Below are 26,665 nucleotides of genomic sequence, written 5' to 3'. Positions count from 1 at the left end.
GTTTATTGGGGTGTAAAGGCAACTTCTAAGTTATCAATCAAACGAGTTGCACCCAATTTTGCCGCGATGAACAACACAATATCACGATCAAACTGAGTAGCAGGTAACAGATTTGACTGACGAGCTTCGACATAATCCACAACAAACCCATTATCTGTCAACTGAGTTTTGATATCTTCTAAAACTTGTTGTAGATCTTTGCCTTGATGTAACTGCTGCTCAGCTTGCTTTAAACTTTGATAAATAACCGGAGCGACCTGACGTTGCTCTGGACTTAAATAACCATTTCTTGAACTAAGAGCTAAGCCATCTGCTGCACGAACAATTGGCACACCAATTACTTCTAGCGGGATATTTAAATCTTGTACAAACTGGCGAATCACTGCTAACTGTTGGTAATCTTTTTGACCAAAGAAAGCATAGTTAGGTTGCACAATATTAAAGAGTTTGGTGACCACCAAAGCTACGCCATCAAAATGACCTGGACGCGAGCTACCACATAAAGCATCAGTAATTTGGCTAACACTTATATTGGTTAAACGTGGCTGAGTACCGTACATTTGCTCAACTGATGGTGCAAAAATAATGTCACAACCAACATCGGCTAATAGACGACTATCTTGTTCTAAAGTACGAGGATAGTTATCAAAATCTTCACCCGGTCCAAATTGAGTTGGATTTACGAAGATACTAACAACCACAACATCACATAACTTTTTCGCTTCACGAACAAGTGTGAGATGTCCTTCATGTAGATTTCCCATGGTTGGGACAAAACCAATAATTTTACGCGCAGCTCTAGCAGGATTTAAAGAAGCTGCAAGACCTTGTATGGTGGTTTCTGTTTTCATGAATTACAGCTCAACGTGGAAAGTATGTTCTTTGGCTGGAAATGACTGGTCCTGCACAGCAGCATGAAAAGCTTTAAAAGCATCTAGGATTGCTGTTTCACCAGATTGTTCTTTCATAAAGTTACGGACAAAACGCGCAACTCGACCAAAAGTTAAACCCAACATGTCCTGTACCACAAGTACCTGACCATCAGTCGCATTACCCGCACCAATACCAATCACAGGTGTATTTGGAAATAGTTCGGCAATTTCCTGTCCTAACTGAGCAGGAACACATTCAAGCAATAGAACTGCCGCACCCGCTTCAACCACTGCCGTACAGTCAGCAATAAGTTGATCAGCTGCTTCACGTGTTTTAGCTTGTAATTTGTAACCACCAAATACGTGTACAGATTGAGGAGTTAAACCTAAATGTACACATACAGGTACACCATTACGTGTTAACACTTGTACAGTTTCACTTAGCCAAGCGCCGCCTTCGATTTTGATCATCTGAGCACCAGCTTGCATAACTGTTCTTGCATTTTGCAAAGCATCATTTAAGGTGGCATAACTCATAAATGGTAAGTCAGTCATAATCAAAGCATGCTGGTTACCGCGACGCACCGCCGCCGTATGATAAGCCATGTCCTCAACAGTTACAGGTAAAGTTGAGTCACGACCTTGAATTGCCATTCCAAGAGAATCACCAATTAAGATTGTATCAATTTCAGCAAGTTCCATTGCTTTTGCCATACTCGCATCGTAACAAGTTAGACAAGAGAACTTACGTCCTTCGGCTTTAAATTTTCTTAAGTCACTTAGACTAATCATGATGGTATCCTCTACAGGAGTTTGCAGAACGTAATAAGTCAGGTTTTAAGCCCAAGACTCATCAGCAAGTACAGTCAGCGTGGGCTGCTGTATGAGTTCTAAATTTTTAAGTGGCTGATCATTAATATGTAAATCAGCGTCTAAATCTAATAAAGGAATTACAACGAAATCTCGCTCTAGAATTCCAATGTGTGGCACAGTTAAGCGCTCATTTTGAATTTTTTCATCACCATATATAAGCAAATCCAGATCTAAGGTACGCTCTCCCCAACGACGAACGCGTACACGACCAGCTTCTTGCTCAAATCGTTGTAACTGGTCTAACAAATCTAAAGGCATGAGATCTGTATTTAGCTCTGCAACTGCATTTAAATAATTTGGTTGATCTTGAGGCCCCATAGGTGGACTTTGATAAAGTTTAGAAACTTTCACTCCACCTAAAGTTTTAAGCTTAGCAATGGCTTCAGATAAGATTTGGCGCGAATCACCCAAATTACTTCCTAAACCAATATAGGTCTTCGTTGTCATTGCGTTGGCCCAAAAATAACTTGGCTTAAATCGCGTTGTACTCGCTTACGCTTCAAAATCGGATGGTCGCTCATCACCCCAGCTTCTGAAGCAGAGGCTTTTTCAACGAAACGACCCATCGATTGTTCTTGTCGAGCACGTTCTTTTTTCCCACGACGGCTGCGTGGTTCAGGAATATCAACCAAAGGTTCGATTTCCGTCTCAACTTTATTGTTTTCAACAGGTTCAGCAACGGCTTTACGACGGTTTCTAGCTTTCTGACGATTGTACTGGCTAATTGCAGCTTCTTTTTCGTCATTCGACATTTCTTGGTAGGCTTCCCACCAGCTTCCCATTCCCTGTGTCGTGTCATCACCTGACTTTTCACGAAGTAACAAGAAGTCAAAACCAGCACGGAAACGCGCATGTCCAGCCAATGCTTCAATTTGCTGTGGTTTCGGATTAAGCAAACGGGTCTGCATTTCCCAAACTTCACGAATAAAAGTTTCTGCAAAACGAGGAATCACAGTGCGTGTTGCCTGACGTTTTAAGACATCTAAACCAGCTTGTGCACGCGCTTCAGCTGGTACCACACCTTTAGATAAATAAAATTCACAACGCTCTAAAAATGGTTGCCACAATAAGACTGCATAGAAAAATGCAGGGTTGATTGTTTTACCCACTTGAATACGCTGATCTGTATTCTTTGCTGCTCTTAAAATAAATGGAGTGAGGTTAGGCTGAATATCGGCAAAGAGTTGTTTCCAAACACCAAACTCAATCAACATTGGCAAAACACGCGCCAAATGTCCCATTGTAAAGAGCTTCTGAGATTCATCATATAAACGATGCGGAGAAACATCACGCAATAGTTGCGTCATCTCTGCATCAAATATATCGAGAATATCTGAATCAATTTTAAAATTTAACTTCGCTGCAAAACGTAAAGTCCGCAGCATACGCACAGGGTCTTCTTCGAAGCGCTGTGCCGGATCACCTAATAAACGTAGAGTTTTATTTTTTACATCGTCAATTGCTTTGCAGAAATCAAGCACAATACTCTTACGCGGTTGGTAATATAGCGTATTGATTGAAAAGTCACGGCGAGCAAAGTCTTGTTCGATTGTTCCCCAGTTATTGTCACGTAAAATCATGCCCGAAGCACTAGTGACTGCTTTTTTTGGAGGAGCACGGAAAGTTGCAACTTCAATAAGCTCACGCCCTGAATAGACATGTGCTAATTCAAATCGACGGCCAATGATTCGACAACGTCGGCCAAAAACTTCTTTAATCTGGGAAGGTGTTGCATTAGTGACTGCATCGAAATCTTTAGGATTAAGCCCTAGCATTAAATCACGGACACCACCCCCAACAATATAAGCTTCATAGCCAGCTTTAGTCAGGCTATCGATCACATCTAAAATCGAAGAAGGAAGTTGGGCTGTGGACAAACCACATTTTGACGCTCGCAAGGTTTGCAAAAGACGCTGTCTCCTACGTCAGGACGTAAATAACAAGTTGTCGCTAATCATAGCTCTAACGCACACAAAGGGCAATTTGATTCTCTGTAGTTTGCGCATGAAATGATAATTGACAGACAGATGATTTATAAAGTCAAACGCGTTTTATTCTTTTCAAAAATGGCTGGACCAATACCCTTTACGTTTTTAAATTCATCAATATTTTTAAAGCCGCCATTCTTTTGACGGTATTCTACAATCGCCTGAGCCTTTTTCTCACCAATACCTTTTAGCTTTTGGAGCTCATCAATATTGGCTTGATTCAAGTGTATTTGCCCTGACGAATCAGTCATAACTGAGCTTTTTGGACTATTAGAATGAGAGGCTTGTTGCATGCTCAACTTCTGATCATACATCTGCTGTTTAGCCTTCCACTCCTTAAAATTTTGATCAAAAGATTGAGCCTGAACAAAGGTTGAAGAAATCAGGCTCCAAAATAAAACAATGAAAATGTTGTGCTTATTCTTCCAAAGATTCATGCTGAGCTGCATGTGTTTTTTCCCCTAACTTTAACTGCCGCTTTGCCTGATTCCACAATTCATCCATTTCAAACAAGGTCATATCCTCTAATGTTCTTTGCTGTTTTTGCGCTTGATCTTCAATAAAAGCAAAACGGCTTCTAAATTTATGTATTGTCGATAAAAGTGATGTTTCACTTGAAATCGCAAGTTTACGTCCAACATTGACTAATGAAAACAGGCAATCTCCAAATTCGTCTTGAATTTCATCAATATTTTGATTTTTTAGGGCCTGCTTAAACTCATCCAACTCTTCTTCTAGTTTTTCATAAGCATCTTCTACCGTTTCGAAATCAAACCCAACCTTAGCTACATTTGCTTGAATTTCTTGTGCCTGTAACAGAGCTGGCCCATGTTTAATTTCATCTAATCTTGATTGCCGCTTGCCTTGTTTTTCTTGTTGCTTAATTTGTTTCCAAAGCTCACTTACTTGTTCGGGTGTTAAAGTATTAAATTGATCTGCCTGAAAAACATGGGGATGACGGCGTATTAACTTTTCACTTATTGCCTCAACAACATCTTGAAAGTTAAAAGCGCCTTGCTCACTAAACATTTGTGATTGAAACACAACTTGCAATAACAAATCGCCTAGTTCATTTCTAATTTCATTAATATCACCTTGACGGATGGCCGCCTCGACTTCATACGCCTCTTCAATCGCATATTTAGTCAGTGACATTGGGGTTTGTTGTTGATCCCACGGACATTTTTCACGTAACTCTTGCATGATTTTAAGCAATTTATCCATGGTAACCCTCAAGTTTAAAAAGTCGGTCAGTCAAACTAAGATTTTAATTTGTTATGATCAAAATCAAAGCGATTAAATCAGTCGCACTATTGTACTGACAAAGAGAAAAAAGATGAGATACAGTATTCTGATTAGTGGTGCCGCTCAAGGTATTGGGGCTGAAATTGCACACGTATTCTACAAACAAGGATATAAAGTAGGCATTTACGATATTAATGAATCGCTTGCTCAGGAACTAGCAAATGACTTAGGGCCAAATGCCCGTGCCGGCTATCTAGATGTAAGTGATTACAGCCAGTGGCAATACACATTAAAAGAATTTACCGAATGGGCTGGTGAACTTAATATTTTGGTAAATAATGCAGGTATTTTATATTCTGGCGCGTTTGAAATGACTGATATTAAAGCTCACCAAAGAACAATAAATATTAATGTAAACGGCGTAATCAATGGTTGTCACGCTGCTCTACCCTACTTAAAGCAAGCGTCTTTTGCACGCGTTATCAACCTCTCTTCAGCCTCTGCAATTTATGGGCAAGCTGATTTGATTTCTTATTCAGCTAGTAAATTTGCAGTTCGCGGAATTACTGAAGGTTTAGATGTGGAATGGAAAAAATATGGTATTCGCGTTTTAGATGTGATGCCGCTATTTGTGCAAACTGCAATGGTTAACAATATGGATGCAGGCACAATTCAAAATATGGGGATAGATTTAACCCCCAATGATATTGCTCAGCAGGTGCTTACGCTTGTAGAGAAAAAGGCTCATTTTTGGACGCCTACTCACACTCCAGTGGGTATAAAAACCAAACTACTTTATCAACTATCAACGTTGAGCCCTCAGTTTCTAAATCGACTCACCAATATTTATTTATCTAAAAAGTAATTTGCAATAAAAAGGCTGTCATTTGACAGCCTTTTTACTTAATTTATTAAACGCCTTGAATCATGCGTCGCGCACTAATGATTCCAGGTTGCTGCTCTAGGCGAGCCAATAAACGAGAAAGCTGCGCTAAACCTTTAACCTCAATGAGCAACTTCATATTAGCAATACCATCTGCCTCAGAAATTGTATTAACCTGACGAATATTGATTTGGTCAGAGAAAATCACTTGAGTTAAGTCTTTAAGCAGACCACGACGATCATATGCTTCCACCACAATCTGAACGCTTTGACCCCGTGTTGGCTGCATTTCCCAATCAGCTTCAACAGCACGCTCTGGCTCTTGCTTAATCATCCGCTGATAGTCAGAACAAATGACTTTATGGATGCTGACACCACGGTTCAAAGTAATATATCCAGCGATTGATTCACCATGTACCGGCTGACAGCACTGAGCGATGTGCAGCTCTACATTATCTAAACCATCAATTAAAATGCCATGTGCTGATAGCGTATGGCTAGCACGCGGATTTAACGTTGGTTTAAGTACTAGTTCAGGCTCATCCTGATCTAGATGCATTTGGCGGTTCACCTGATTAATCAGGGCATGTAAGCTAATATCGCCACTGACCAAATTCACCAAAATGTCGTCGCCGGTCTTCACATTAAAATGTGATGAATAATCGTTTAGGTCGATACTTTTTGGGTGAATCGCAAGACGAGCCAACTCTTTATTAAGCAGTTCTCGGCCTACTTCAAGATTCTTACTACGGTCTTGCTGTCTAAACCAATGACGCAACTTGTCACGTGCACGAGAGGTTTTGATATAACCCAAAGAGTTCACCAACCAGTCACGGTTTGGTTCACGATCTTTTTTAGTTAAAATTTCAACCTGTTCACCCGTTTTTAAAGTATAGGTAAGTGGCACATAACGCTGGTTGACCCGCGCTGCATAACACTTATTCCCTACTTCTGTATGCACATGATAGGCAAAATCTAAAACTGTTGAGCCACGCGGCAATTCCTTAATATCACCATCACGACTGAAAACATAAATCTTCTCAAAGCCTTCAAAGTCTTGTAACTGTTCAAAGCCTTCTGTTTCATCTTCGTTTTGATGTACCGTCGTTTCATTACGCTCTTGATAATGTTCTAAAACGGCACGTAATGAATGCAAACGATGGTTAAAAGAATGGTCGGTATTCTTTGAACCTTCTTTATAGTTAAAGTGTGAACATACGCCTAACTCTGCTTCATCATGCATCTCGTGAGTACGAATTTGCACTTCAAGAGATTTGTTTTCAGCAATTACAGCCGTATGCAAAGAACGATAACCATTGGCTTTCGGGTTTGTAATATAGTCATCAAACTGATGCGGAATATGACGCCAGATTTGATGTACGATACCTAAAGAGTGATAGCATTCTGGCACACTATTGACCAACACACGCAAAGCACGAATGTCATAAAGTTGGTCGAAGCTCAGGTTTTTGCTCTTCATTTTTCGATAAATCGAATAAATGTGTTTTGCACGACCTGTAATTTCAGCTTCAATACCGTAAGACGCTAACTCATTTTTCAAACGGTCAATGACGAACTGAATATAATGCTCACGCTCTAAACGCTTTTCGTTGAGTAATGAAGCAATCTCTTTATAGCGATCTGGAGCCAAATAGCGAAATGCTAGATCTTCGAGCTCCCATTTAAGCTGAGCAATACCAAGTCGATGTGCCAACGGCGAATAAATAGTAAGAATTTCACGCGCTACACGTTCTTGGCGTTCACGAGAGGAATTTGCAAGCTCTCGCAAAGAATAAGTACGTTCAGCAAGTTTAATTAAAACAACACGAACATCTTCTGTCACCGAAATCAGCATTTTATAAATGCCGCTTAGATGTTCTCGTTGATTATTATTAAAGTGATCTTCTAACCGTTTATTTTTCTCAATAAGTTCTGAGAGTTTACCCATTGCCAAAGTACCTTTGACAAGGTTGTAAACTTGCTCCCCGAATTTCTGTTTTACTTCTTCTATATCGGTAATGCCTTCACGTACACTACGATAAAGCATTGCTGCTGATAAAGTATCTTCATCTACATGGAGATGTGCCAGAATGTCGGCCATTCCAACGCCTGTAGCAAAAGTATTGGAACGATGATTAACCGTTGAATCTAACTCTTTTTGCAGGGTTAAATGAGCGACTTTTTCAAGTTGTTCAAGCTCCGCCCCATCTAATATTTCACGCACCCGATCCAACCATGAGGCTAAACCGATTTGCGTTTCGGCGGCATGCTCTACAGTCGTTTCCTCTGACAACTCGGTTAGTTGTTCAGGTAACTGTTCACGTACTGTGACCATACCATTCTCCTCAATATGTAACTCATGTTTTTAATCGTTTATCTCTTGAATTTTTTCAAATAGTGCAATGGATTCAACATGTTCGGTATGCGTAAACATGTCCATCACTGCTGCTTTTTTTAACTGGTAACCATATTGGACCAAAACACCCGCATCCCTTGCCAGTGTAGCTGGATTACATGATACATAAACGATTCTTTTTGCTCCAAAATTTGATACATACTGCATAATTTCATATGCACCAGCACGAGGAGGATCAATCAATAATGCATCAAATCCTTGATTTGCCCAAGAATGATGCGAAAAATCTTTTGTTAAATCTTGTGAAAAGAAGGTTGCTTGCACCAAACTATTGCATTCCGCATTAGCTGTTGCTCGCTGCACCATTTCTTCACTCCCTTCAACACCGACAACCTGACCACTCTCACCAACACATCGTGCTAACGGGAGTGAGAAATTGCCCAAACCGCAAAATAGATCAAGTACCTTTTCACCTGGTTGCAATTGAAGCAATTCACATGCCAATTGAACCATCTGTTCATTTACTGTGGCATTGACCTGAGTAAAATCCAATGGCGAAAAAGCAAAATTTACATTAAACCTTTCTAAGGCATAATGTAAACGTAAAGCACCTTGTTCATCATCAATACGATGAATGCTTTCAGGACCTTTAGGTTGCAAATACAAATGCCACCCTTTGTGTAACGCAAATTGCTTTAATTGGTTGACATCAGAATTGTTTAATTTTTCTACATGACGAACCAATAAAGAAATTTCATTATCACCTTTTGCTAATTCTACATGACCAATGTGCGCTTTGCCTTTTAGACTTTGGAGTAAAGTGCGTAACTCAGGCAGACTATTTGATAAGTTTTTATCCAAAACACTACAGCTATGGATCGAAGTTAAACGATTACTATGATGTTCGCGAAAACCCATGATTAAGCGATCTGGTTTTGGCAAATAGCGCACGCCTATTCGAGCACGACGACGATAATCACTTTGTAAAGATCGAATCGGTTCTAGCCACTGTTCAGGTTGAATACCTGCAAAATGCTGTAAATGTGACTGGAGTACATTTTGTTTTAAACGGATTTGTTCATTAGGGTGAATATGCTGCATGCTACAACCCCCACAGATACCATAATGAGGACAAATTGCCTCTATACGATGTGCTGAAGGTTCTCCTAACAACTGCAACATTTCAGCTTCTTCAAGACGCTTCGCTTGATGGGTAATCCGAGCTTTTACAGTTTCTCCTGGCAATGCATAACGAATAAAAACTTTTTTGCCATGCTTATCTGCAGGGTGCTCAGGATGAGAACCATAATGCGCAATTCCACGCCCCTCATGAGAAAGTGTTTCAACCTGAAAAATATATTCAGGTTGTTGAAGGTTGCGAGATTTGGCTTGTTGTTTCAAAGAATGAACCTAAAAATCTGAAGAATTAAAATAGTGAGAAGTAAATTCAGTATGTTTCGAAGTACGTTCCCATACTTCAAGGAAATCGGCTTGCTGTGGTATAGTCTGTAAATATTCAATACTCGAACTGATCCAATGGTTATGCTCATCTGCATTTAATTGGCCTTTTAGTACTAACCAACGCAAATAAATAAACCATGTATTGAGCACATCCCCTTCACAATAGCTCGTCAATTTTAACCACTGTTGATTACGAACATATTCAGGCACATGATAACCCGATTCGCCACGCTTACCCGGCAAACCTAAAATACAGGCAATATCATCAAGCTTTTGAAAATTACGACCATTAAACATTGCCATCACATCCATTAAATCTATATGGCGATGGTGATAACGGTTTTGGTAATTATTAAAACGCTTTTGGCTATCAATCTCACCTTGATCAAACAGACCAGGTGCAGAGAGCCCATGATACATAGCGCGAAATAGGATAACTGGTAAATCAAATTGCGAACCATTCCAACTTACTAGAGTCGGATGGCGCTTATCAAAAATAGATAGAAATTTCTGTAAAATTTCGGCTTCAGAATATTGTTCTCGACTAAAAGAAAATAATCTAAAACCAGACTCATCCACCCATAAGCCAGAAATACAAACAATTTCATGTAAAGGCAAACGCTGAAAATCCATACCAGATTCTTGGCGACGGATTTTCGTCAATGCTTGCTCTACATCGGCCTCAGGTAAATCAAGATGATATAAATGCGCACCCGCTTTTAAATCAGTTAAAGTTTCAATATCAAAAACTAAGGTAGGGAAACGCATTATTTCTCTCAATTATGAGTTATCGTCCTGTACTGAAAACAGACCTGTAGACAAGTAGCGATCGCCACGGTCACAGATAATGCAAACAATAACAGCATCTGGATTTTCTTCTGCAATTTTGATTGATGCCCAAACTGCACCGCCTGAAGATGTACCAGCACTAACACCTTCCATACGTGCTAATTTACGCATAGTTTTTTCAGCTTCAATTTGTGGAATATCAATAATACGATCCACACGGCTACTATCAAAAATAGTAGGCAAATATTCTTTTGGCCAACGGCGAATACCAGCGATACTTGAGCCATCAGCAGGTTGTAAACCAACAATTTGAATATCTGGGTTTTGTTCTTTTAAATATTTAGAAACACCCATAATAGTACCGGTTGTGCCCATTGAGCTTACAAAATGGGTAATTTTCCCACCTGTTTGCTTCCAGATTTCAGGACCAGTCGTTAGATAATGAGCTTCAACATTATCAGGATTACCAAACTGATTTAAAACGTGACCTTTGCCTTCTTTTTCCATTTGCAAGGCTAAATCACGTGCACCTTCCATACCTTGCTGTGGCGTTACTTCAATCAGCTCTGCGCCATAAGCCAACATTGCGTCTTTACGCTCTTGGCTCATATTGTTCGGCATAATAAGTTTCATTTTATAGCCGCGCATTGCCGCAACCATAGCCAACGCAATACCTGTATTACCGCTGGTTGCTTCAATTAATGTATCACCCGGTTTAATTTGACCACGTTTTTCTGCCTGCATAATCATGTTATATGCAGGACGGTCTTTTACAGAACCTGCCGGATTATTACCTTCCAATTTTGCTAAAACTATCGCTTGCGTATGAGAAGCTAATCGCTGCAAACGAACTAGAGGTGTCTTACCTACATAGTGATCTAACAAAAATTCGTCAGCTAAAAAATCAGGTTGTGTATTACTCATGATCAACACCTATATCGAGGTGGGCCTATTGTATGAAAAAATGCTCGGTACTGCACCCATTTCAATATGCTTTTTCATGAAAGCGATTAAAGCTCGGTCATTTATAAAATGCCGTCTGTTTTAAAATAAAGCGTGATAAGATGCCGTACAGAGAGATAAATCTGATGTAGCCATGTCTAATTTCAATAAAACCTTATCGAAACGCTTACGTCTGAATCATGCATATGGGCAATTGATTGCTCTTATTTTTGTGCCCATTATGATTTTAACGTGTGTTGGTGCTTTTCTGGTTTTAACTGAAACCTCGCATTCAGTAAAACAACAACAGCTACATCATGCCTCAGCAATTTTAGCTCGCTATAATCAAATCGCACTAGATTTATACCACCTAGTTGAACTACAGCCCGATGAATATGACCATGCTCAGCACATCATGCAAAGCATGTTTAATGAAAAAAATCTAAAGCGTGCTGCTTTAATTGATAGTAATGGTCAGACTTATTTAAGTATCGGTTATCGAGACAATCGTTACTGGCCAAACTTTACTGAAAAAAATAATTTTTTTGGTCCAATCTCTTATAACCACAACAATATTTATGGACAGCGGATTAGCGACACACCCGGAAAAGCACCTGTCTGGCTTGTGATTGAAATGGATAATCAGCCACTAGAATTGGCTCGTTACCGTATTCTAATCGCCCTCGTCATTACTGGCTTAATGACCTTACTGTTACTTTTACTTTGCTTGAATTTTTATTCGCGTCGCTGGATTGCGCCGATGTACGAAATTCGCATGCAGTTGCAACGTTTAAATGCAGACACGTTGGACCAGCATATGGTCATTAACAGTACGGGTGAATTGCGCTTATTACAGCGTGATATTGCAAACGTTGTTAAACGATTGCACTTTAGCTTTTTAGAGTTAAAAGAACACACCGAACAAACCGAAGAAGACTTACGCAGAACGCTAGATACCTTAGAAGTTCAAAACATTACCTATCGTCAAGCACGTGACCAAGCAATTTCATCGAACCAAGCCAAATCAGTTTTCCTTGCCAATATTAGTCATGAGCTTCGAACGCCTTTAAACAGTATTGATGGCTTTATTCATTTATTACTCCGCCAACAAAATCTAAATAACGAACAAAATCTTTACCTACAAACCATTCGCAAATCATCTGCCCATTTATTGGCATTAATTAATGATGTATTAGATTTCTCAAAAATTGATGCGGGTAAGTTAGAGCTCGAAACAGCACCGTTTGATTTAGAAGAAGCTGTTTTTGATGTCATGGATATGCTGTCTCCACTGGCTGCTCAAAAGCATATCGCAATGGCGTTTTATTATGCAGATAACATCCCACAGCAAGTGATTGGTGATGCTTTACGCTTCAAACAAATTCTGACCAACTTGATTTCAAATGCGATTAAGTTCACTCCAGACGGTGAAATTATTGTTCGTGTTCGTATGGAACATGATGATATTGGGCAATGCTTGCTTCATTTTAGTGTACAAGACAGTGGTATTGGTTTAAGCGGCACAGATCGTAAAAAATTATTTGAATCTTTCTCGCAAGGTGATGCATCCGTTACACGCCAATTTGGCGGTACAGGTTTAGGTCTAGCTATTTCTAAACAGCTTGTCCATCTCATGCATGGCCAAATTGGTTTTGAGGATAACCAAGAACGTGCTCCAACAGAAAAAGGCTCGACCTTCTGGTTTACTGCACAATTTGTGGTAGATGAAGATTACGAGATTGAACACCCGCACTTTGAACATTTACAAGTGGTGTCTTATCTTGCCCACCCTGCTACAGCAAGTGTTTTACGTTATTACCTTGAAAACTATCATGTTCCGCACATCGAGACACAATCGATTCTGGACTTATTTAGTCGTTTAAAACATCTTGATCAGAAAGATAATACCTGGCTCATTGTTGACCATAGTGGTGATACTGAAGCGTTATTAAAAGAAATTCGTAGTCGTTATCAAGGTAATTTGGCAGTTTATGGCTATCAAATGACGCTTGAGCCAAATATGCTCACTGAATATCGTGCTCGTCCTCTCTATCAACCACTCAGCCGAAGTGGTCTTATTCAACTGTTGAGCGATCAACCTGTATTTGAAGAAGAACAACAAGACTTTAATGGTCAGGGTTTACACATTCTGGCAGTGGATGACCATTTACCTAACTTAATTGTTTTAGAAGCCCTACTGGGTGAACTCAACGTTAGAACAACTAAAGTAATCAGTGGTCAAGAAGCGCTTAATCTGATTCAAGAGCGAATCGATCAGAAACTCAAACCATTTGATCTAGTATTCATGGATATTCAAATGCCTGTCATGTCAGGTATTGATACCACGCGTGCTATTCGTTCATTAGAGTCGACTTTAGATGGAGAAATGCAGCTTCCAATTATTGCATTAACCGCCCATGCCCTTGCCGATGAAAAACAAAAACTTCTCAAAGTCGGCATGAATGACTATGTCACCAAGCCAATTCAAATGGAACAAATTATCCAGATTCTAACGCAATGGACTAAAAACAACTTTACAGCAAAAGCTCCAGATAAAGACCATCATGTCGTTGCAGAAGCATTAGATCCAGAAATTCTAAACTGGCAACAAAGCTTGCAGCTTGCAGCCAATAAAGAAGACTTAGCTCAAGATTTACTTAAAATGTTAGTTGATAGTTTCCCAACTGAGCTAGACGAAATGCAGCAGCTCATTGAGCTTGAAGACTTCCCTCAACTTGAGCATGTTTTACATCGTCTTTATGGCGCTACTCGCTATGTAGGGACTCCAAAACTACAACAAGTGACAGGTGACTTTGAGCAATTTATTTCAACACTACGCAAAGAACGCCGTATAGCAGATGAAGGTTTTATTGAAGAAGTTATGAGACGCTTTGATGAGCTAGGCCTTGTAGTGAAAGAAGTAGAAAGTGCTGCTCATCAAATCTTGGTGATCCCTGACTAGCGTATCTATCAAATGGTATGACTGAGCTGTCATGTTTCCAAATTACAGCCATGTTATGCTCCGCTTGTCGATAAAAAAATAAGCGGGAATTTCATGGCACTTTTACGTATTGAAAAGAATAATGGCATTGCAACAGTTTATCTAAACCGTCCTGATAAACGTAACGCCATGAGTTTTGCCCTCCTCAAAGAACTCGTTTCAACAGCAAAAGCCATTAAAAAAGATCGAGAGATCCGCTGTGTGATTTTGACAGGTGAAGCACAAGTTTTTAGTGCCGGAATTGATTTATCTGATCTGAATAATCCGAAAAATTCTGCCTTTGCCATTTGGGAGCTTGTGAAACCTGGCCAAAGTCTCTTCCAGAAAGCATTTCTTATTTGGCAAAATTTACCTGTACCTGTAATTGCGGCACTTGAAGGATATTGTTTTGGTGCCGGAATGCAACTTGCCTTAGCAGCTGATATTCGAATTTCTCATCCAGACACAAAAATGTCGATTATGGAAAGCCGTTGGGGCTTAGTTCCAGATATGGGACTTACTCGTTCATTAAAAGGCTTAATTGGCGTTGATCTTGCAAAAGAACTCACCTTAACGGCCCGCGTTTTTGATGGAGATTATGCAAAAGAAATTGGTCTTGTAACTCATTTAAGCGACTCTCCGCTAGAAAAAGCAAATGAAATTGCCACTGAAATGTTACAACGCTCACCCGATGCTCTCACTGCTGCAAAACGTGTACTTGATGCAATGGAACACCAACCAGAAAAATCATTACGTCTAGAAAAAATCTGGCAACTTAAATTATTACTTGGTAAAAATAGCAAACTTGCTCGTAAAAAAGACAAACATCCGGAAGTTAATTTTTTACCACGCCAATATAAATAAAGAGCTTAGATTATGAATTTTGATCGCAACACCCCTATTGCTTTTTTAGGTATAGGGCTTATGGGGAGCCGCATGGCAACCCGCCTTATTCAAGCTGGCTTTCAAGTTGCGGTTTGGAATCGAACCCCTTCTGCATGTGAAGAACTGATTGATATCGGCGCACAGCCTCTAGATCTTATAAATATTGGCGAATATCCTGTTATTTTAATCTGTCTAGCAGATGACAAAGCCGTAGAGGCAGTATTTGAACAAATTCAGCCGAACTTAAAAGCTAAACAGGTAATTGTTGATTTCTCGAGCTTATCTGTTGCTGCAACAAAAACGCTTGCTCAAACTGCTGCCACACATGACGTTATTTGGATTGATTCACCTGTATCAGGTGGAACAGCTGGAGCAGAACAAGGCACGCTTGTTATTTTTGCAGGTGGTGATGCTCAAACCATTACAGAATTAACGCCTGTTTATAATGTTTTATCTCAACGTGTAACACGGATGGGAGATACAGGAACTGGCCAAGCCACCAAAATCTGCAATCAACTCATTGTTGCAGCCAACAGTGCGCTTATTGCAGAAGCTGTTGCTCTTGCAGATCGAGCAGGTGTAGATACGACTTTGCTCGCTCCAGCTTTAGCGGGTGGATTTGCAGATTCAAAACCTTTTCAAATTCTCACCCCACGTATGGCAACTCATACCTTTGAACCTGTTCAGTGGAAAGTTCAAACATTATCAAAGGATCTTAACAACGCAGTAACATTGGCTAACAATGTTAATTTAGATATCCCAGTTGCACAAAAAGCTCTATTACAGCTACAAACTCACCAAAAAAATGGCTTTGCCGAGAAAGATTTAGCTACTATGATTCAATTAATAGAGCAAAAATAAACGGAGTTTGAGTATGGGTCGTCTTGCAGTCAATTTATCCATGATTTTTACCGAAGTTCCTTTAATCGAACGTTTTGCTCTAGCCCATGCACAGGGTTTTGAATATGTCGAAATTCAATTCCCTTATGAATTGTCTATTGCAGATATTCAAACTCAACTCGAACGCTACAACCTCAGCCTTTGTTTAATTAATGTGCCTGCAGGTGATCTTATGCAAGGCGGAAACGGTTTAGCAGGCATTCCCGGCCAAGAAACAGCTTTCCATGAGGCATTAGAATTGGCTATTAGCTATGCCACGGCTTTAAACGTTCCTCGTGTTAATATTTTGGCGGGTAAGCAACCACTAGATGCTGACTTACTTCCTTGTTTAAAAACACTAGCAGCCAATTTAAAACTTGCCTGCAACTTACTCAGTGAACATGATATAGAACCCGTTTTTGAAATGATTAATGGCACGGATATGCCTCGCTTTTTGGTGCAGAACATTGCGCAGGGCCAAGAAATGCTAGAAGCAGTCAATCACCCTGCCCTCAAAATGCAATATGACTGCTATCACATGGCCATGATGGGTGAAGATGTACTTGAGGGTTTGCAAGAGAATATTAACTTAATTGGACATATTCAATTTGCAGACTGTCCGGGCCGCCATGAGCCTGATACAGCTCAAATTCCTTATGAACAAATTTTTTCTTGGTTAAAGCAAAGTTCATATCAGAACTATATTGCAGCGGAATATAAACCTGAAAATGGTTCAAATCAGTCGTTTACATGGAAGAAAAAATACTTTTCTGATGATGTAAATATATAAACTGTTACGACTTCTGTTTGAAATTTAGCGCAAAAACCACTATATTAGATAGTGAGTAATTGTCAGGAAAATATACCCTATATGAATTTAGAACCATCGCCCAGCGTGTCTAATTCTCACGATTTCGCAATGAACACCTCAAATAAAGACGTACAAGCTTGTCTCAAAGTCGTCCACGACGCTTTAGTTGATGTAAAAGCAAAAGATATTCTCCAGTTAGATGTTAGCTCAATTAGCAATGTCGCTGATGCTATTGTAATTGCAAGTGGTACTTCTACTCGCCACGTCAAAGCACTTGCTGACAATGTTGCAGAAGAAGCTCGAAAAGCCGGTTTCCGCCCGATTGGCGTTGAAGGTGAACGAGATGCAGAATGGATCTTAATTGATCTCGGCTTTGTTGTAGTACACGTAATGCTACCAACAGCTCGTAAATTCTATGATTTAGAAAGCTTATGGCGTACTGCTCCAGAGTCGGTCGCATAAAATTTTGCTTTTAAAAAAGCGGCTCTTTTGAGCCGCTTTTTGTTTATACACTTACTGAAACTTTTATTATTTAAACACCCACCTTTACCCTCATGTTCTATGAAAAGCTGGTAACTCAACAAAACTTTAATAACACTAACAAGCAAGTCATCACTCTTATTTAAAATTGACATGACAAATTGTCAGAATTCCAGCACTATACCAATTCTTATAGTCTCATCAATAAATAGCATAACCGGAGCACTAAAAAGTGAAGATACTCATTACAGGCGCCAACACAGGTATTGGTTTTGCCACAGCAGAACAACTTGTAAAACAAGGGCAACATGTGATTTTGGCGTGTCGAAATCCTCAAAAAGCACAAGAGGCACAAAACAAACTACGCTCACTCAACCAAGGACAAGTCGATATCGTTTCTCTCGACTTAAATAGTCTTGAATTAACCAGAAAAGCTGCCTATGAAATTGCTGATCGCTATGGCAACCTTGACGTACTCATTAATAATGCAGGCTTATTTGCCAAAACCAAACAGTTGACCAGTGAAGGCTTTGAGCAACAATTTGGGGTTAATTATTTAGGTCATTTTTTATTAACTCAAAAACTACTCCCAGTTTTACAACAATCTCCTAAAGCGCGCATTATCCATCTTGCATCTATTGCTCACTGGGTTGGTTCAATTAAACCCAATAAATTTCGCGCAGAAGGCTTTTACAATCCCCTGTTCTATTATGGTCAATCAAAGCTTGCGAATTTGCTATTCAGCAATGCATTAGCAGAACAGTTAGCCGGAAGTTCAATTACCAATAATGCATTACATCCGGGCGGTGTCGCTTCTGATATTTATCGCGACTTACCCAAACCTGTCTATGCGGCGATGAAATTAGGCTTAGTCCCAACCTCAGTTCCAGCAAAACTCATTACAGAAATGGCAACTGGAGATGCATGGCAGAACCGTAATGGTGAATATGTGAGTGCACATATGCCAGACTGGAAATCATCACACGCTAAAAATCAGCAACTGGCACGTGACCTGTATCAACAATCTATGGATCTTGTAGAAAAATTTCTTTAAAAAACCAGCTCAAAATAAAAAACCACCCGAAGGTGGTTTTTTTATTTCAAAGCAAATTAGTGGCCTGTACCGTTAATTGCTTTTGTCATATCTTCAACAACTTTCTTGGCATCACCAAAGATCATCATTGTTTTTTCGTTATAGAACAAATCGTTGTCTAGACCAGCATAACCAGTTGCCATAGAACGCTTAATCACCATGATTGTACGCGCTTTATGAGCTTCAAGAATCGGCATACCATAAATTGGTGAGCTTGGATCATCTTTTGCAGCTGGGTTTACAACGTCGTTTGCACCAATTACAAGTACTACGTCAGTTGCAGGGAAGTCTGAGTTGATCTCATCCATTTCCAAAATGTCTTCATATGCTACGTCCGCTTCAGCAAGTAGTACGTTCATATGACCAGGCATACGACCTGCAACCGGGTGAATTGCGAAACGGACGCGAACACCTTGCTCTTTTAGAATTTCACATAACTCTTTTACCGCATTTTGAGCACGACCTTGCGCCATACCATAACCCGGTACAATCACAACGCTGTCCGCATTTGACATCAAGAAGCCAGCATCATCAGCAGAACCTGAACGGTAGTTACGTTGAACTTGTTCACCTTTATCTGCAGATGCAACTGCTGCACCACCCATTGCTCCACCAAACAATACATTGATGATCGAACGGTTCATTGCTTTACACATGATGTACGACAGAATCGCACCAGATGAACCTACAAGCGAACCTGCAACGATCAACATGTTGTTTTCAAGAGTAAAACCAATACCTGCCGCTGCCCAACCAGAGAATGAGTTAAGAAGCGATACCACTACAGGCATATCACCACCACCGACCGGTGCAATCCAAACCCAACCAAATGCAAGTGCAAGTGCTGTCATTGCCCAGAAAGCAGTCATGTTGCCAGTTGTAAAGAAGTAGAAACCACAAGCCAACATCGCAACAAAGATAAGTGCTTGAACAGGTTTAACCCATGCACCAGAAATTGTTTTAGCCCATTTTTTCGCAGCCAATTTACCATACGCAAACACAGATGCAGTAAAGGTAATCGCACCAACGAAACAACCAACAAACAATTCAAATAAATGAACCTTACTCATGTGTGCATGCTGCACGCCAGCTGCTGTTAAAGCCGCCTCATTTTGAGCGAATAGTTCAGTAAGTTGGTTGTTATGTAAAATTGCAGCAATCGCAATTAATACCGCAGCCAAACCCACCAATGAGTGCATAAGCGCAACAGTTTCCGGCATTTGAGTCATTGGCACTGTACGTGCACGCGCAATACCCACGATTGCACCTAACACCATTGCCCCAACGATCATCCAAATAACTGGGTTATTCGCAACAAAGAAGGTTGTTACAACTGCTATCGCCATTGCGATCATACCGTAACGGTTACCTTGAATTGCTGTTTTAGGACCAGATAAGCCACGAAGCGTCAAGATAAAGAGGATTGCGCCAACAAGGTACAACCAGTTTGCATTTGCTTGAATAAATTCCATGTCAAAGCCCTCTTATTTCTTTTGCTTAGGCTTGAACATTTCCAGCATGCGTGCAGTTACTGCAAAGCCACCGAAAATATTAATGCTTGCCAAAAATACTGCAATCGCACCGAGTACGCTCACCACATTCACACTTTGAAATGCAACGTTAGCATCTACACCTAAAACTGGCAGACCTACAGTTTGCAACATCGCACCTACCACAATAATAGATGACAACGCATTAGTTACTGCCATAAGTGGTGTATGCAAAGCTGGCGTAACACCCCAAACCACGTAATAACCTACGAAGATGGCAAGGACGAAAATTGTAATAGTTTCAACCATGAGAAATCTCCTTAACCACGCTTAAGCAGTACTTGACCGCCATGAGTGACCAATAGGGCTTTTTGGATTTCGTCTTCCTGATTAATCGCAAAGTTTTTCTCTTTGTCGAATAAGGTTTCTACGAAATTAAAAACGTTACGCGCATACAATGCAGAAGCTTCTGTTGCTACAGTTGCCGGAATATTTGGGACACCCAAAATTTTCACGCCATTTTCTGTAAACACAGTCTCACCAACTTTAGAGCCTTCAACGTTACCACCAGTTTCAACAGCCATATCTAAAATGACAGAACCCGGTTTCATCTTGGCAACAGTTTCAGCTTTAATTAAACGTGGTGCATCACGACCTGGTAACAATGCAGTAGTAATCACGATGTCAGCATTAGAAACAGCTTTATCTACAATCGCAGCTTGGTCTTTGATGTATTGCTCACCCGGCATCCATCCATAACCATTTTTAGCGGCATCTGCTGCACGTTGTTGCTCTTCTTCAGACATTGGGACGTCTAACCACTTGCCACCTAAAGACTCAACTTGATCTTTAGCTGTAGGACGTAAGTCTGTCGCTTCAACAATTGCACCTAAACGTTTTGCAGTTGCAATCGCTTGAAGACCAGCAACCCCAACACCCATGATCACAACACGCGCAGGCTTTACAGTACCCGCAGCAGTCATAAGCATTGGGAACATGCGTTGATATTCAGCAGCAGCAAGTAAAACTGACTTATAACCAGCTAAGTTTGCTTGAGAAGACAACACATCCATGTTTTGTGCACGAGAAAGCGTACGAGGAAGCAGTTCTAAAGCAAAAGCAGACACTTGTTGATTCGCAAACTGATCTAGCTCGGTATTACGATAAGGATCAAACATTGCTACAACAGCGGTATTTGCTGCAAGTTTCTGAATTTCCCCGCCCTGTGGTGCGCGAACTTTCAAAATAATTTGACTACCCGTATAGGCATCATCCGTAATGGTTGCACCGACCTGTTCATAAGCACTGTCAATGTACGCAGCCTTTACACCAGCACCACGTTCAATCACAACGCTATGACCAGCGCTAATCAACTTCTTTACTGTCTCTGGCGTAGCAGCTACACGATTTTCACCGACGACAGTTTCGGTTGGGATTCCGATCTGCATGAGCGTTCCTCAAGCTAATTTCTCATTGTCAAAAACATTGCAAGCTGCAATGTTTCCCCCATGTGTATTCTTTGTACAGAATTTGGATTCTAATTGAACTTTTTTAAAATACCACCCACTATTTATTTAATAAATACCCATATTTTGAACTGATGATTCACGATATTTGTTTAGAGGTGTAATATGGGAAGGTTTTTCTTTTTTTGCAGACAATAGTCTCTCTTATACAGTCCTGTATATGAAAATTTCTTTATCTTCGTTTCAAATCGGGTCTTTTTTTGCTCTTTGCTCTGCGTTTCTATTCAGTACAAAAGCAATCTTTATTAAACAGACTTATGCCCTTTCTCCATTAGTAGACGGTACGGTCCTGATGGCTTTACGTATGTTAAGCGCTTTACCGTTCTTTCTATTAATTTGCTGGTTTAACAGGCATCATAATCAGGGCATAAAAAAGAAGGATTGGCTAATTTTAATTTTTGCTGGTCTATTAGGCTACTACTTTGCAAGTTGGCTCGATTTCATGGGCCTTATGTTTATTAGTGCCTCTTTAGAACGAATTATTCTATTTTTATATCCCACGCTTACAGTCATCGTATCAAGCTTACTCTACAAACAAAAATTAGATGTAAAAAGTTTCTTTGCCATTTTTCTTAGTTATGGTGGAACCGTGCTGGTTATGCTTCAGGAGCACAACAACGCACCAATTCAGGGCAACTTCTGGTTAGGGACAAGTTTCGTATTTGCAAGTGCCGTGGCTTTCGCTGGCTATTTGTTGCTGACGCCACCTCTCATTAAGAAATTTGGCTCTTGGAATTTCACAGGGTTAGCCTTAACTGTGGCTTGTATCGGTACATTAACTCATTACGCACTAAGCACACCTCAACCTATTCAACTTCTATTACAACTCCCCTCTAGTGTAATTTGGTATGGCATTGGCTTAGGCTTTTTAGTTACCGTTTTACCCACCGTTATGCTCATGCAAAGCATTGAACGATTAGGTGCCTCTCAATCTGCAATGATTGCTTCAATTGGACCAGTTTTAACGATTTTGCTTGCCGTTGCTTTTTTAAATGAACATCTCAATATGTGGCAATGGATCGGCTGCCTTCTTAATATTGTCGGTGTCATGATGATTACACTCAGAAAGAAAAGACTAAAACATTAAATTCTCTTGACCTCAACTTAAGTTGAGGTTGGATACTCATCTAAATTTTAATGAATGGTTGAGCTCCAATGAGTCAAGAAACTTTTAAAATCATAAATCCATCAACTTTATATAACCCAACGCCAAACGCTTATAGTCATGTTGCTGTAGTGGAGAGCTTTAAGAATATTATTCATTTAGCAGGTCAAGGAGGCGAAAATTCCCAAGGTGAATTAAGCCCAAGTTTTGAAGAACAAGCGAACCAAGTTTTTGATAATATTCAACATGCTTTAAAAGCGGCCAATGCAGAGCTTAGCAATATTGCTGTATTGAGAGTTTTAGTTGTTGACCACTCGGTCGAAAAACATCAAATTCTGATTAAAATTATGCAAAATTTATGGAAAAATCATTCTTTTCCTGCCTGTACACTTATTCCTGTGCCGCGCCTTGCACTAGAACACATGCTTATTGAAGTTGAAGCAACGGCATACACCCAATAAAACTGAGAGAACGTCATGTCTACCCCTGAAGATATCAGTCAAAATAAACCTTTGCTTTGGTTGATGGCAGCAGCATGCGGTTTATGTGCAGGTGTGAATTATTATTGTCAGCCTCTAATTCACTCTATCCAGCAAGAGTTTGCTGTAACTCAAGCACAAGCCGCTTTAACAGTGACATTTGCACAGGTGTCTTATGCCCTCGGTTTACTCTTTATTGTCCCATTGGGTGATATTGTCAATAAAGCCAAAGCTATTCCGTTTTTGATGGTGCTTTGCGCTGTTGGTCTATTTACATCTGCTTTTGCGGTGAACTTACCCATGTTGTGGATTGGTACAATTTTAGCGGGATTGTTTTCTGTTGCTGCCCAAGTCCTCATCCCACTTGCCACAATGACCGTAAAGCCCGAAAAAACTGGCGAGATCATTGGTTTTTTAATGAGTGGCTTATTGGTCGGAATTTTACTCTCTACCAGTTTAGCTGGCTTATTTTCCAACCTTTTCCACTGGAAAGTAGTCTATGTCGTCAGCGGCGTATTAATGCTTCTGTTGGCATTTACTTTAAAAAGCCGTCTGCCTTATGTCTTACGCATGAAAATGAACTATGGACAAATATTTGTTTCCATGGCTCAACTCTTAAAAGAGGAAAAGCGACTATTATTAAGAGCGCTTACAGGTGCTTTCGCCTTTGCCGCAGTAAGTATTTTGTATTCCACCATCGCCTTACTTTTGACTTCGGCACACCATTTGCCCGATCTATTTATCGGACTAGTCCCACTAGTCGGTATCTTTGGGGCATTATCAACACGCTATATTGGTAAATATGCCGACCAAGGGTATACACGCCTCCTCACTTGGATGGGCTGTGGGCTGTTTTTGGTAAGTTGGATTTGCTTCTATTTCGGACAAACTCTACTTTCAGCTTATGTTATTGGTTTTGCTCTAATTCAATTGGCACTTGCCCTTGTTCACACCAGCAACCAAAGTATTATCTTCCGTTTACGTCCAGATGCTAAATCTCGTATTAATGCCATCTATATGACTACTTACTTTATTGGTGGTGCTGGTGGTTCGGCATTAGGGATTTTTGCATGGAATCGTGGTGGATGGACTATGACTTGCTTTGCAGGTGTGGGGCTCGTTGTGTTTTGTATTTTATTTAGCGTGATTGATGCTTTCTTACAAAAAAAGTAAATGGCTTAGCTATAAAGTAATTTGTTAAAAATCATCTTTCTATATTCAATACAAGGGTGGTTATAAATTACTCGGTTAAATGCTCCTGTCGATTCAAGCATAAACCTCGTATAATGCTGCCCTTTCATTAATTTAGCGACTTTTGGGCTATTGGTTATGCAATCACCTCAATCGTTACAACCTCGTATTTCTGTCGCACCCATGATAGATTGGATGGTATTTAAAATTAAACTATAACTTTCAACATCTTATTTAATTACAAATATAACAAGGCACAAATAAGGTACAAAAAATTAAATAAAAAACCTCAAAAATGAGGTTTTTTATTTAATTTACTACAATAGAGTTAAGCTACTTCTTTCGCCCAAAATTTCATTTTATCAACCAACAAATCTTCGCTAGATTCACAGATCAATTTAACGTCTTGCTGCTCCATTTTGAAATTAAGCCGATCTATAGTTAGATCAATTTGATCAACTTTACTTTTATCTAATTTAGCAAGTTCATCCTCAGCCGGAGTTAAAACGAAGAAAGTAGGAATTTTCCCATCACCTTTTGCAGCAGCTAAAAGATCTGTTGCAGCCATTAAATAATTCGTATTGATCGTATTAGTACTAGTCGTTACTACAGAGGTAATACTTCCATAATGGCTATTTGAGCGAATTGGAACTTTTAAACGGTTATTAAGAACATCAATATATTGATCTACAGGAAATAGATTTGCTAAATCACGATCATTTGATTTAATAAATTGTTCCCTGATTTTTTTAGGAACCCTTTTTACAAAATCATCATTTCGCACTATTGAAAAACTATCTCTTCTCACTTCTCTTTGAACATGAGGTTTAGCCAAAGAAATAGCTCTCAAATATAATCTATCCAATATTTCATCAAGGCTTCTACCCTTCGTAATCCCCTTGTTGATAAGCTTTATTTGGTCTGAAAAATTATGCTTTCCAACACCAAGAGCATCGTGTGTCAATTCGATTACATCCTGTAAATGCATAACAGTGTTTTCATCGTAAAGACATTTCACTCTGTCAAATGTATCTAAGAACCGAAAAGATGAGTCATTTTCAACATCCAAAACAATACCAATATTATGAGTTTCTTCTGTCGCTATATCAGGTACCCACTGAACTATAGACCAATTACCTTTTATATTTTTTTTCTTTTCAGTAGCACTAGTTAGATTATTCATACTGTTGCTCCTAAATGACCTAGTTGCGTTCTTAACCTTATATTTATTGTTTTTAAACGCTCTAAACAATAGTTGATGAAAGCAGATACTAAAGTTTCTGCACTAGTATGGTGAGGCTCTAAGATTTTTACAATATCTACAATTTGGCTTTCAATCATATCTTTATGTATTTGAAATACACTGGAATGCTCAATAGCTTCGTTGAAGATTGGTTGACAAGCAATATGATTTGGGAAACTCGGCTTATAAAATATTTTAAAACATTCTAAAGCTTGATTCATCCAAAGATCATTATTTGGATCAACAGGTTCGTATCTCCAATCATGGACACCAAACAATCTCCCATGATCAATAATTCCAAGTCTGTTTTTATTAATAAATATTATATTTCCTGGATTTCTATCTGAATTTCCTATCCAATCATCAAGTGAAATTAAGCATGGGAATTTTTCCCAACTCTGTAGGAAATCAGCATAGTTCTTCCACTCATCCGGAAGTCCACCATTATCAGGATTCTTAAAATAAATTTTCTTTAGATTTTCCGAGCCAATAGTAGTTGACGCCCAAGCATAATAGAATCCATTATCTGATGCATACTGATCGGATGCAGATGGAGCATAATCATCCACTGAAATTTTTATAAGTGCTACTTTTTCAGGTTGTTCTAACCCTACTGTGTTAGCACATAAATGACCAAAGCTTTCATTCAATATTTCTTTTACACGATCTTGATGGTCAAAAATTTTAATATATGTATCACGCACTACACCATCAGACCATTCAACTTGCGCCAAAATAGTTGTTGCCGAACATCCCCCACTAGTGGAACTCATAACTTTTAATTCAGTTAAAAATCCATCTTCTTCTATTACCTCAATCACCCCTATCTCCCTAAACTTCAAATTGCTTTAACCATAATATTCATATAAATTTGCACCCTTTTTTATTCGAAACTCGCGGTACAAATACGGTGCAATAAATGCGAGAATATACGAATAGATGCTGAAATATTCCGAAATTCTAAGGTAAATTTGTCATGAGTGTAACAGAAAATTCGCCCTTAAATAAAAAAAATAAATTAAATCAAATGGTTAAAAGAATTTCTGTCGCACCTATGATGGATAGGATCAACTAAAATAAAATATCATTTATTA

The 26,665-nt window shown here is 39.5% G+C and carries 25 protein-coding genes; 10 read left to right on the top strand and 15 right to left on the bottom strand.

The genetic code is table 11. The features are described from left to right. Positions 1–2: 2 nt before the first annotated feature. From panC to mazG, 6 genes are all read right to left on the bottom strand, one after another. Positions 3–851 carry a pantoate--beta-alanine ligase gene (gene panC, locus HMPREF0013_RS18620; protein ID WP_002117191.1) on the bottom strand — a complete coding sequence of 283 codons (849 nt, stop codon included), beginning with the start codon at positions 849–851 and terminating at the stop codon, positions 3–5. Positions 852–854: 3 nt separating this feature from the next. After that, entirely contained in the window at positions 855–1,664 is an 810-nt protein-coding gene (panB, locus tag HMPREF0013_RS18615; protein ID WP_002117298.1) for a 3-methyl-2-oxobutanoate hydroxymethyltransferase, read from the bottom strand. 45 nt (positions 1,665–1,709) lie between these two features. Further along, positions 1,710–2,192 carry a 2-amino-4-hydroxy-6-hydroxymethyldihydropteridine diphosphokinase gene (folK, locus tag HMPREF0013_RS18610; protein WP_002117282.1) on the bottom strand — a complete coding sequence of 161 codons (483 nt, stop codon included), beginning with the start codon at positions 2,190–2,192 and terminating at the stop codon, positions 1,710–1,712. Then, positions 2,189–3,652 carry a polynucleotide adenylyltransferase PcnB gene (gene pcnB, locus HMPREF0013_RS18605; RefSeq protein ID WP_002117192.1) on the bottom strand — a complete coding sequence of 488 codons (1,464 nt, stop codon included), beginning with the start codon at positions 3,650–3,652 and terminating at the stop codon, positions 2,189–2,191. Before pcnB ends, folK begins: the two co-directional genes overlap by 4 nt. Before the next feature lie 125 nt (positions 3,653–3,777). Then, complete coding sequence (locus HMPREF0013_RS18600; protein ID WP_002117268.1) at positions 3,778–4,182, bottom strand: ComEA family DNA-binding protein; 405 nt, start codon at positions 4,180–4,182, stop codon at positions 3,778–3,780. Continuing rightward, positions 4,151–4,957, bottom strand: coding sequence for a nucleoside triphosphate pyrophosphohydrolase (gene mazG / locus HMPREF0013_RS18595; RefSeq protein WP_002117253.1), 807 nt, complete (start codon positions 4,955–4,957; stop codon positions 4,151–4,153). Before mazG ends, HMPREF0013_RS18600 begins: the two co-directional genes overlap by 32 nt. A gap of 112 nt (positions 4,958–5,069) precedes the next feature. On the opposite strand from mazG, the gene HMPREF0013_RS18590 reads away from it, so the two are divergent. Then, positions 5,070–5,843, top strand: a complete 774-nt coding sequence (locus tag HMPREF0013_RS18590; RefSeq protein ID WP_002117159.1) for an SDR family oxidoreductase — start codon at positions 5,070–5,072, stop codon at positions 5,841–5,843. A gap of 46 nt (positions 5,844–5,889) precedes the next feature. On the opposite strand, the gene HMPREF0013_RS18585 is transcribed toward HMPREF0013_RS18590, so the two are convergent. Genes HMPREF0013_RS18585 through cysM form a run of 4 tightly spaced genes read right to left on the bottom strand, consistent with a single transcriptional unit; the run spans position 5,890 to position 11,391 of the window. Continuing rightward, on the bottom strand, positions 5,890–8,196 hold the full coding sequence (locus HMPREF0013_RS18585; protein WP_002117181.1) for a RelA/SpoT family protein: 2,307 nt from the start codon (positions 8,194–8,196) through the stop codon (positions 5,890–5,892). Between the two features lie 30 nt (positions 8,197–8,226). Then, positions 8,227–9,618, bottom strand: coding sequence for a 23S rRNA (uracil(1939)-C(5))-methyltransferase RlmD (gene rlmD, locus HMPREF0013_RS18580; RefSeq protein ID WP_002117270.1), 1,392 nt, complete (start codon positions 9,616–9,618; stop codon positions 8,227–8,229). 9 nt (positions 9,619–9,627) lie between these two features. Then, a complete protein-coding gene (locus HMPREF0013_RS18575; protein ID WP_002117219.1) occupies positions 9,628–10,446 on the bottom strand; it encodes a 3'-5' exonuclease in 819 nt (272 codons plus the stop codon). Positions 10,447–10,458: 12 nt separating this feature from the next. After that, positions 10,459–11,391: a cysteine synthase CysM gene (gene cysM / locus HMPREF0013_RS18570; RefSeq protein ID WP_002117176.1), complete on the bottom strand. Its 933-nt coding sequence runs from the start codon at positions 11,389–11,391 to the stop codon at positions 10,459–10,461. A gap of 172 nt (positions 11,392–11,563) precedes the next feature. On the opposite strand from cysM, the gene HMPREF0013_RS18565 reads away from it, so the two are divergent. From HMPREF0013_RS18565 to HMPREF0013_RS18540, 6 genes are all read left to right on the top strand, one after another. Further along, positions 11,564–14,371, top strand: coding sequence for an ATP-binding protein (locus HMPREF0013_RS18565; protein ID WP_002117167.1), 2,808 nt, complete (start codon positions 11,564–11,566; stop codon positions 14,369–14,371). 93 nt (positions 14,372–14,464) lie between these two features. Further along, positions 14,465–15,253, top strand: a complete 789-nt coding sequence (locus HMPREF0013_RS18560; RefSeq protein ID WP_002117154.1) for a crotonase/enoyl-CoA hydratase family protein — start codon at positions 14,465–14,467, stop codon at positions 15,251–15,253. A 12-nt stretch (positions 15,254–15,265) separates the two neighbouring features. Then, a complete protein-coding gene (locus tag HMPREF0013_RS18555) occupies positions 15,266–16,135 on the top strand; it encodes an NAD(P)-dependent oxidoreductase (RefSeq protein ID WP_002117186.1) in 870 nt (289 codons plus the stop codon). Positions 16,136–16,148: 13 nt separating this feature from the next. After that, positions 16,149–16,943: a hydroxypyruvate isomerase family protein gene (locus tag HMPREF0013_RS18550; RefSeq protein WP_002117284.1), complete on the top strand. Its 795-nt coding sequence runs from the start codon at positions 16,149–16,151 to the stop codon at positions 16,941–16,943. Positions 16,944–17,024: 81 nt separating this feature from the next. Next, a complete protein-coding gene (rsfS, locus tag HMPREF0013_RS18545; protein WP_001047580.1) occupies positions 17,025–17,426 on the top strand; it encodes a ribosome silencing factor in 402 nt (133 codons plus the stop codon). 250 nt (positions 17,427–17,676) lie between these two features. Next, positions 17,677–18,498, top strand: coding sequence for an SDR family NAD(P)-dependent oxidoreductase (locus tag HMPREF0013_RS18540; protein ID WP_002117247.1), 822 nt, complete (start codon positions 17,677–17,679; stop codon positions 18,496–18,498). A gap of 56 nt (positions 18,499–18,554) precedes the next feature. On the opposite strand, the gene HMPREF0013_RS18535 is transcribed toward HMPREF0013_RS18540, so the two are convergent. From HMPREF0013_RS18535 to HMPREF0013_RS18525, 3 genes are read right to left on the bottom strand one after another with little or no spacing between them, the layout of a single operon-like run. Continuing rightward, on the bottom strand, positions 18,555–20,009 hold the full coding sequence (locus HMPREF0013_RS18535; protein ID WP_002117259.1) for an NAD(P)(+) transhydrogenase (Re/Si-specific) subunit beta: 1,455 nt from the start codon (positions 20,007–20,009) through the stop codon (positions 18,555–18,557). A gap of 12 nt (positions 20,010–20,021) precedes the next feature. Next, positions 20,022–20,336: a proton-translocating transhydrogenase family protein gene (locus HMPREF0013_RS18530; RefSeq protein WP_000230434.1), complete on the bottom strand. Its 315-nt coding sequence runs from the start codon at positions 20,334–20,336 to the stop codon at positions 20,022–20,024. 11 nt (positions 20,337–20,347) lie between these two features. Then, the gene (locus HMPREF0013_RS18525; protein WP_002117245.1) at positions 20,348–21,475 is read right to left on the bottom strand and encodes a Re/Si-specific NAD(P)(+) transhydrogenase subunit alpha; all 1,128 of its coding nucleotides are present in this window, start codon (positions 21,473–21,475) and stop codon (positions 20,348–20,350) included. 238 nt (positions 21,476–21,713) lie between these two features. Between HMPREF0013_RS18525 and HMPREF0013_RS18520 the strand changes: the two genes are divergently transcribed. From HMPREF0013_RS18520 to HMPREF0013_RS18510, 3 genes are all read left to right on the top strand, one after another. After that, entirely contained in the window at positions 21,714–22,640 is a 927-nt protein-coding gene (locus HMPREF0013_RS18520) for a DMT family transporter (RefSeq protein WP_025464147.1), read from the top strand. A 68-nt stretch (positions 22,641–22,708) separates the two neighbouring features. After that, on the top strand, positions 22,709–23,119 hold the full coding sequence (locus tag HMPREF0013_RS18515) for a RidA family protein (RefSeq protein WP_002117279.1): 411 nt from the start codon (positions 22,709–22,711) through the stop codon (positions 23,117–23,119). Positions 23,120–23,134: 15 nt separating this feature from the next. Beyond that, entirely contained in the window at positions 23,135–24,310 is a 1,176-nt protein-coding gene (locus HMPREF0013_RS18510; protein ID WP_002117295.1) for an MFS transporter, read from the top strand. 346 nt (positions 24,311–24,656) lie between these two features. Here HMPREF0013_RS18510 and HMPREF0013_RS18505 read toward each other — a convergent pair whose 3' ends face one another. Both HMPREF0013_RS18505 and HMPREF0013_RS18500 read right to left on the bottom strand, forming a co-directional pair. Beyond that, positions 24,657–25,511, bottom strand: a complete 855-nt coding sequence (locus tag HMPREF0013_RS18505; RefSeq protein ID WP_002117160.1) for a DUF3037 domain-containing protein — start codon at positions 25,509–25,511, stop codon at positions 24,657–24,659. Further along, on the bottom strand, positions 25,508–26,392 hold the full coding sequence (locus tag HMPREF0013_RS18500) for a hypothetical protein (protein ID WP_002117297.1): 885 nt from the start codon (positions 26,390–26,392) through the stop codon (positions 25,508–25,510). Before HMPREF0013_RS18500 ends, HMPREF0013_RS18505 begins: the two co-directional genes overlap by 4 nt. Between the last annotated feature and the right edge of the window lie 273 nt (positions 26,393–26,665).

The organism is Acinetobacter sp. SH024 (genome assembly GCF_000163635.1).
Classification (GTDB): domain Bacteria; phylum Pseudomonadota; class Gammaproteobacteria; order Pseudomonadales; family Moraxellaceae; genus Acinetobacter; species Acinetobacter pittii.
The sequence above is the reverse complement of the archived record's forward strand: the minus strand, read 5'-3'. Positions and strand labels throughout refer to the sequence as shown.

Excerpts from the sequence above, each read along its gene's own strand:
- cysM (WP_002117176.1), bottom strand. The coding sequence starts at position 11,391 with ATGAGTAATACACAACCTGATTTTTTAGCTGACGAATTTTTGTTAGAT.
- HMPREF0013_RS18575 (WP_002117219.1), bottom strand. The coding sequence starts at position 10,446 with ATGCGTTTCCCTACCTTAGTTTTTGATATTGAAACTTTAACTGATTTA.
- HMPREF0013_RS18555 (WP_002117186.1), top strand. The coding sequence starts at position 15,266 with ATGAATTTTGATCGCAACACCCCTATTGCTTTTTTAGGTATAGGGCTT.
- HMPREF0013_RS18590 (WP_002117159.1), top strand. The coding sequence starts at position 5,070 with ATGAGATACAGTATTCTGATTAGTGGTGCCGCTCAAGGTATTGGGGCT.
- HMPREF0013_RS18600 (WP_002117268.1), bottom strand. The coding sequence starts at position 4,182 with ATGCAGCTCAGCATGAATCTTTGGAAGAATAAGCACAACATTTTCATT.
- mazG (WP_002117253.1), bottom strand. The coding sequence starts at position 4,957 with ATGGATAAATTGCTTAAAATCATGCAAGAGTTACGTGAAAAATGTCCG.
- HMPREF0013_RS18525 (WP_002117245.1), bottom strand. The coding sequence starts at position 21,475 with ATGCAGATCGGAATCCCAACCGAAACTGTCGTCGGTGAAAATCGTGTA.
- HMPREF0013_RS18565 (WP_002117167.1), top strand. The coding sequence starts at position 11,564 with ATGTCTAATTTCAATAAAACCTTATCGAAACGCTTACGTCTGAATCAT.
- HMPREF0013_RS18530 (WP_000230434.1), bottom strand. The coding sequence starts at position 20,336 with ATGGTTGAAACTATTACAATTTTCGTCCTTGCCATCTTCGTAGGTTAT.
- HMPREF0013_RS18520 (WP_025464147.1), top strand. The coding sequence starts at position 21,714 with ATGAAAATTTCTTTATCTTCGTTTCAAATCGGGTCTTTTTTTGCTCTT.
- HMPREF0013_RS18505 (WP_002117160.1), bottom strand. The coding sequence starts at position 25,511 with ATGAATAATCTAACTAGTGCTACTGAAAAGAAAAAAAATATAAAAGGT.
- folK (WP_002117282.1), bottom strand. The coding sequence starts at position 2,192 with ATGACAACGAAGACCTATATTGGTTTAGGAAGTAATTTGGGTGATTCG.
- HMPREF0013_RS18515 (WP_002117279.1), top strand. The coding sequence starts at position 22,709 with ATGAGTCAAGAAACTTTTAAAATCATAAATCCATCAACTTTATATAAC.
- HMPREF0013_RS18510 (WP_002117295.1), top strand. The coding sequence starts at position 23,135 with ATGTCTACCCCTGAAGATATCAGTCAAAATAAACCTTTGCTTTGGTTG.
- HMPREF0013_RS18550 (WP_002117284.1), top strand. The coding sequence starts at position 16,149 with ATGGGTCGTCTTGCAGTCAATTTATCCATGATTTTTACCGAAGTTCCT.
- HMPREF0013_RS18560 (WP_002117154.1), top strand. The coding sequence starts at position 14,465 with ATGGCACTTTTACGTATTGAAAAGAATAATGGCATTGCAACAGTTTAT.
- panC (WP_002117191.1), bottom strand. The coding sequence starts at position 851 with ATGAAAACAGAAACCACCATACAAGGTCTTGCAGCTTCTTTAAATCCT.
- HMPREF0013_RS18585 (WP_002117181.1), bottom strand. The coding sequence starts at position 8,196 with ATGGTCACAGTACGTGAACAGTTACCTGAACAACTAACCGAGTTGTCA.
- panB (WP_002117298.1), bottom strand. The coding sequence starts at position 1,664 with ATGATTAGTCTAAGTGACTTAAGAAAATTTAAAGCCGAAGGACGTAAG.
- rsfS (WP_001047580.1), top strand. The coding sequence starts at position 17,025 with ATGAATTTAGAACCATCGCCCAGCGTGTCTAATTCTCACGATTTCGCA.
- HMPREF0013_RS18535 (WP_002117259.1), bottom strand. The coding sequence starts at position 20,009 with ATGGAATTTATTCAAGCAAATGCAAACTGGTTGTACCTTGTTGGCGCA.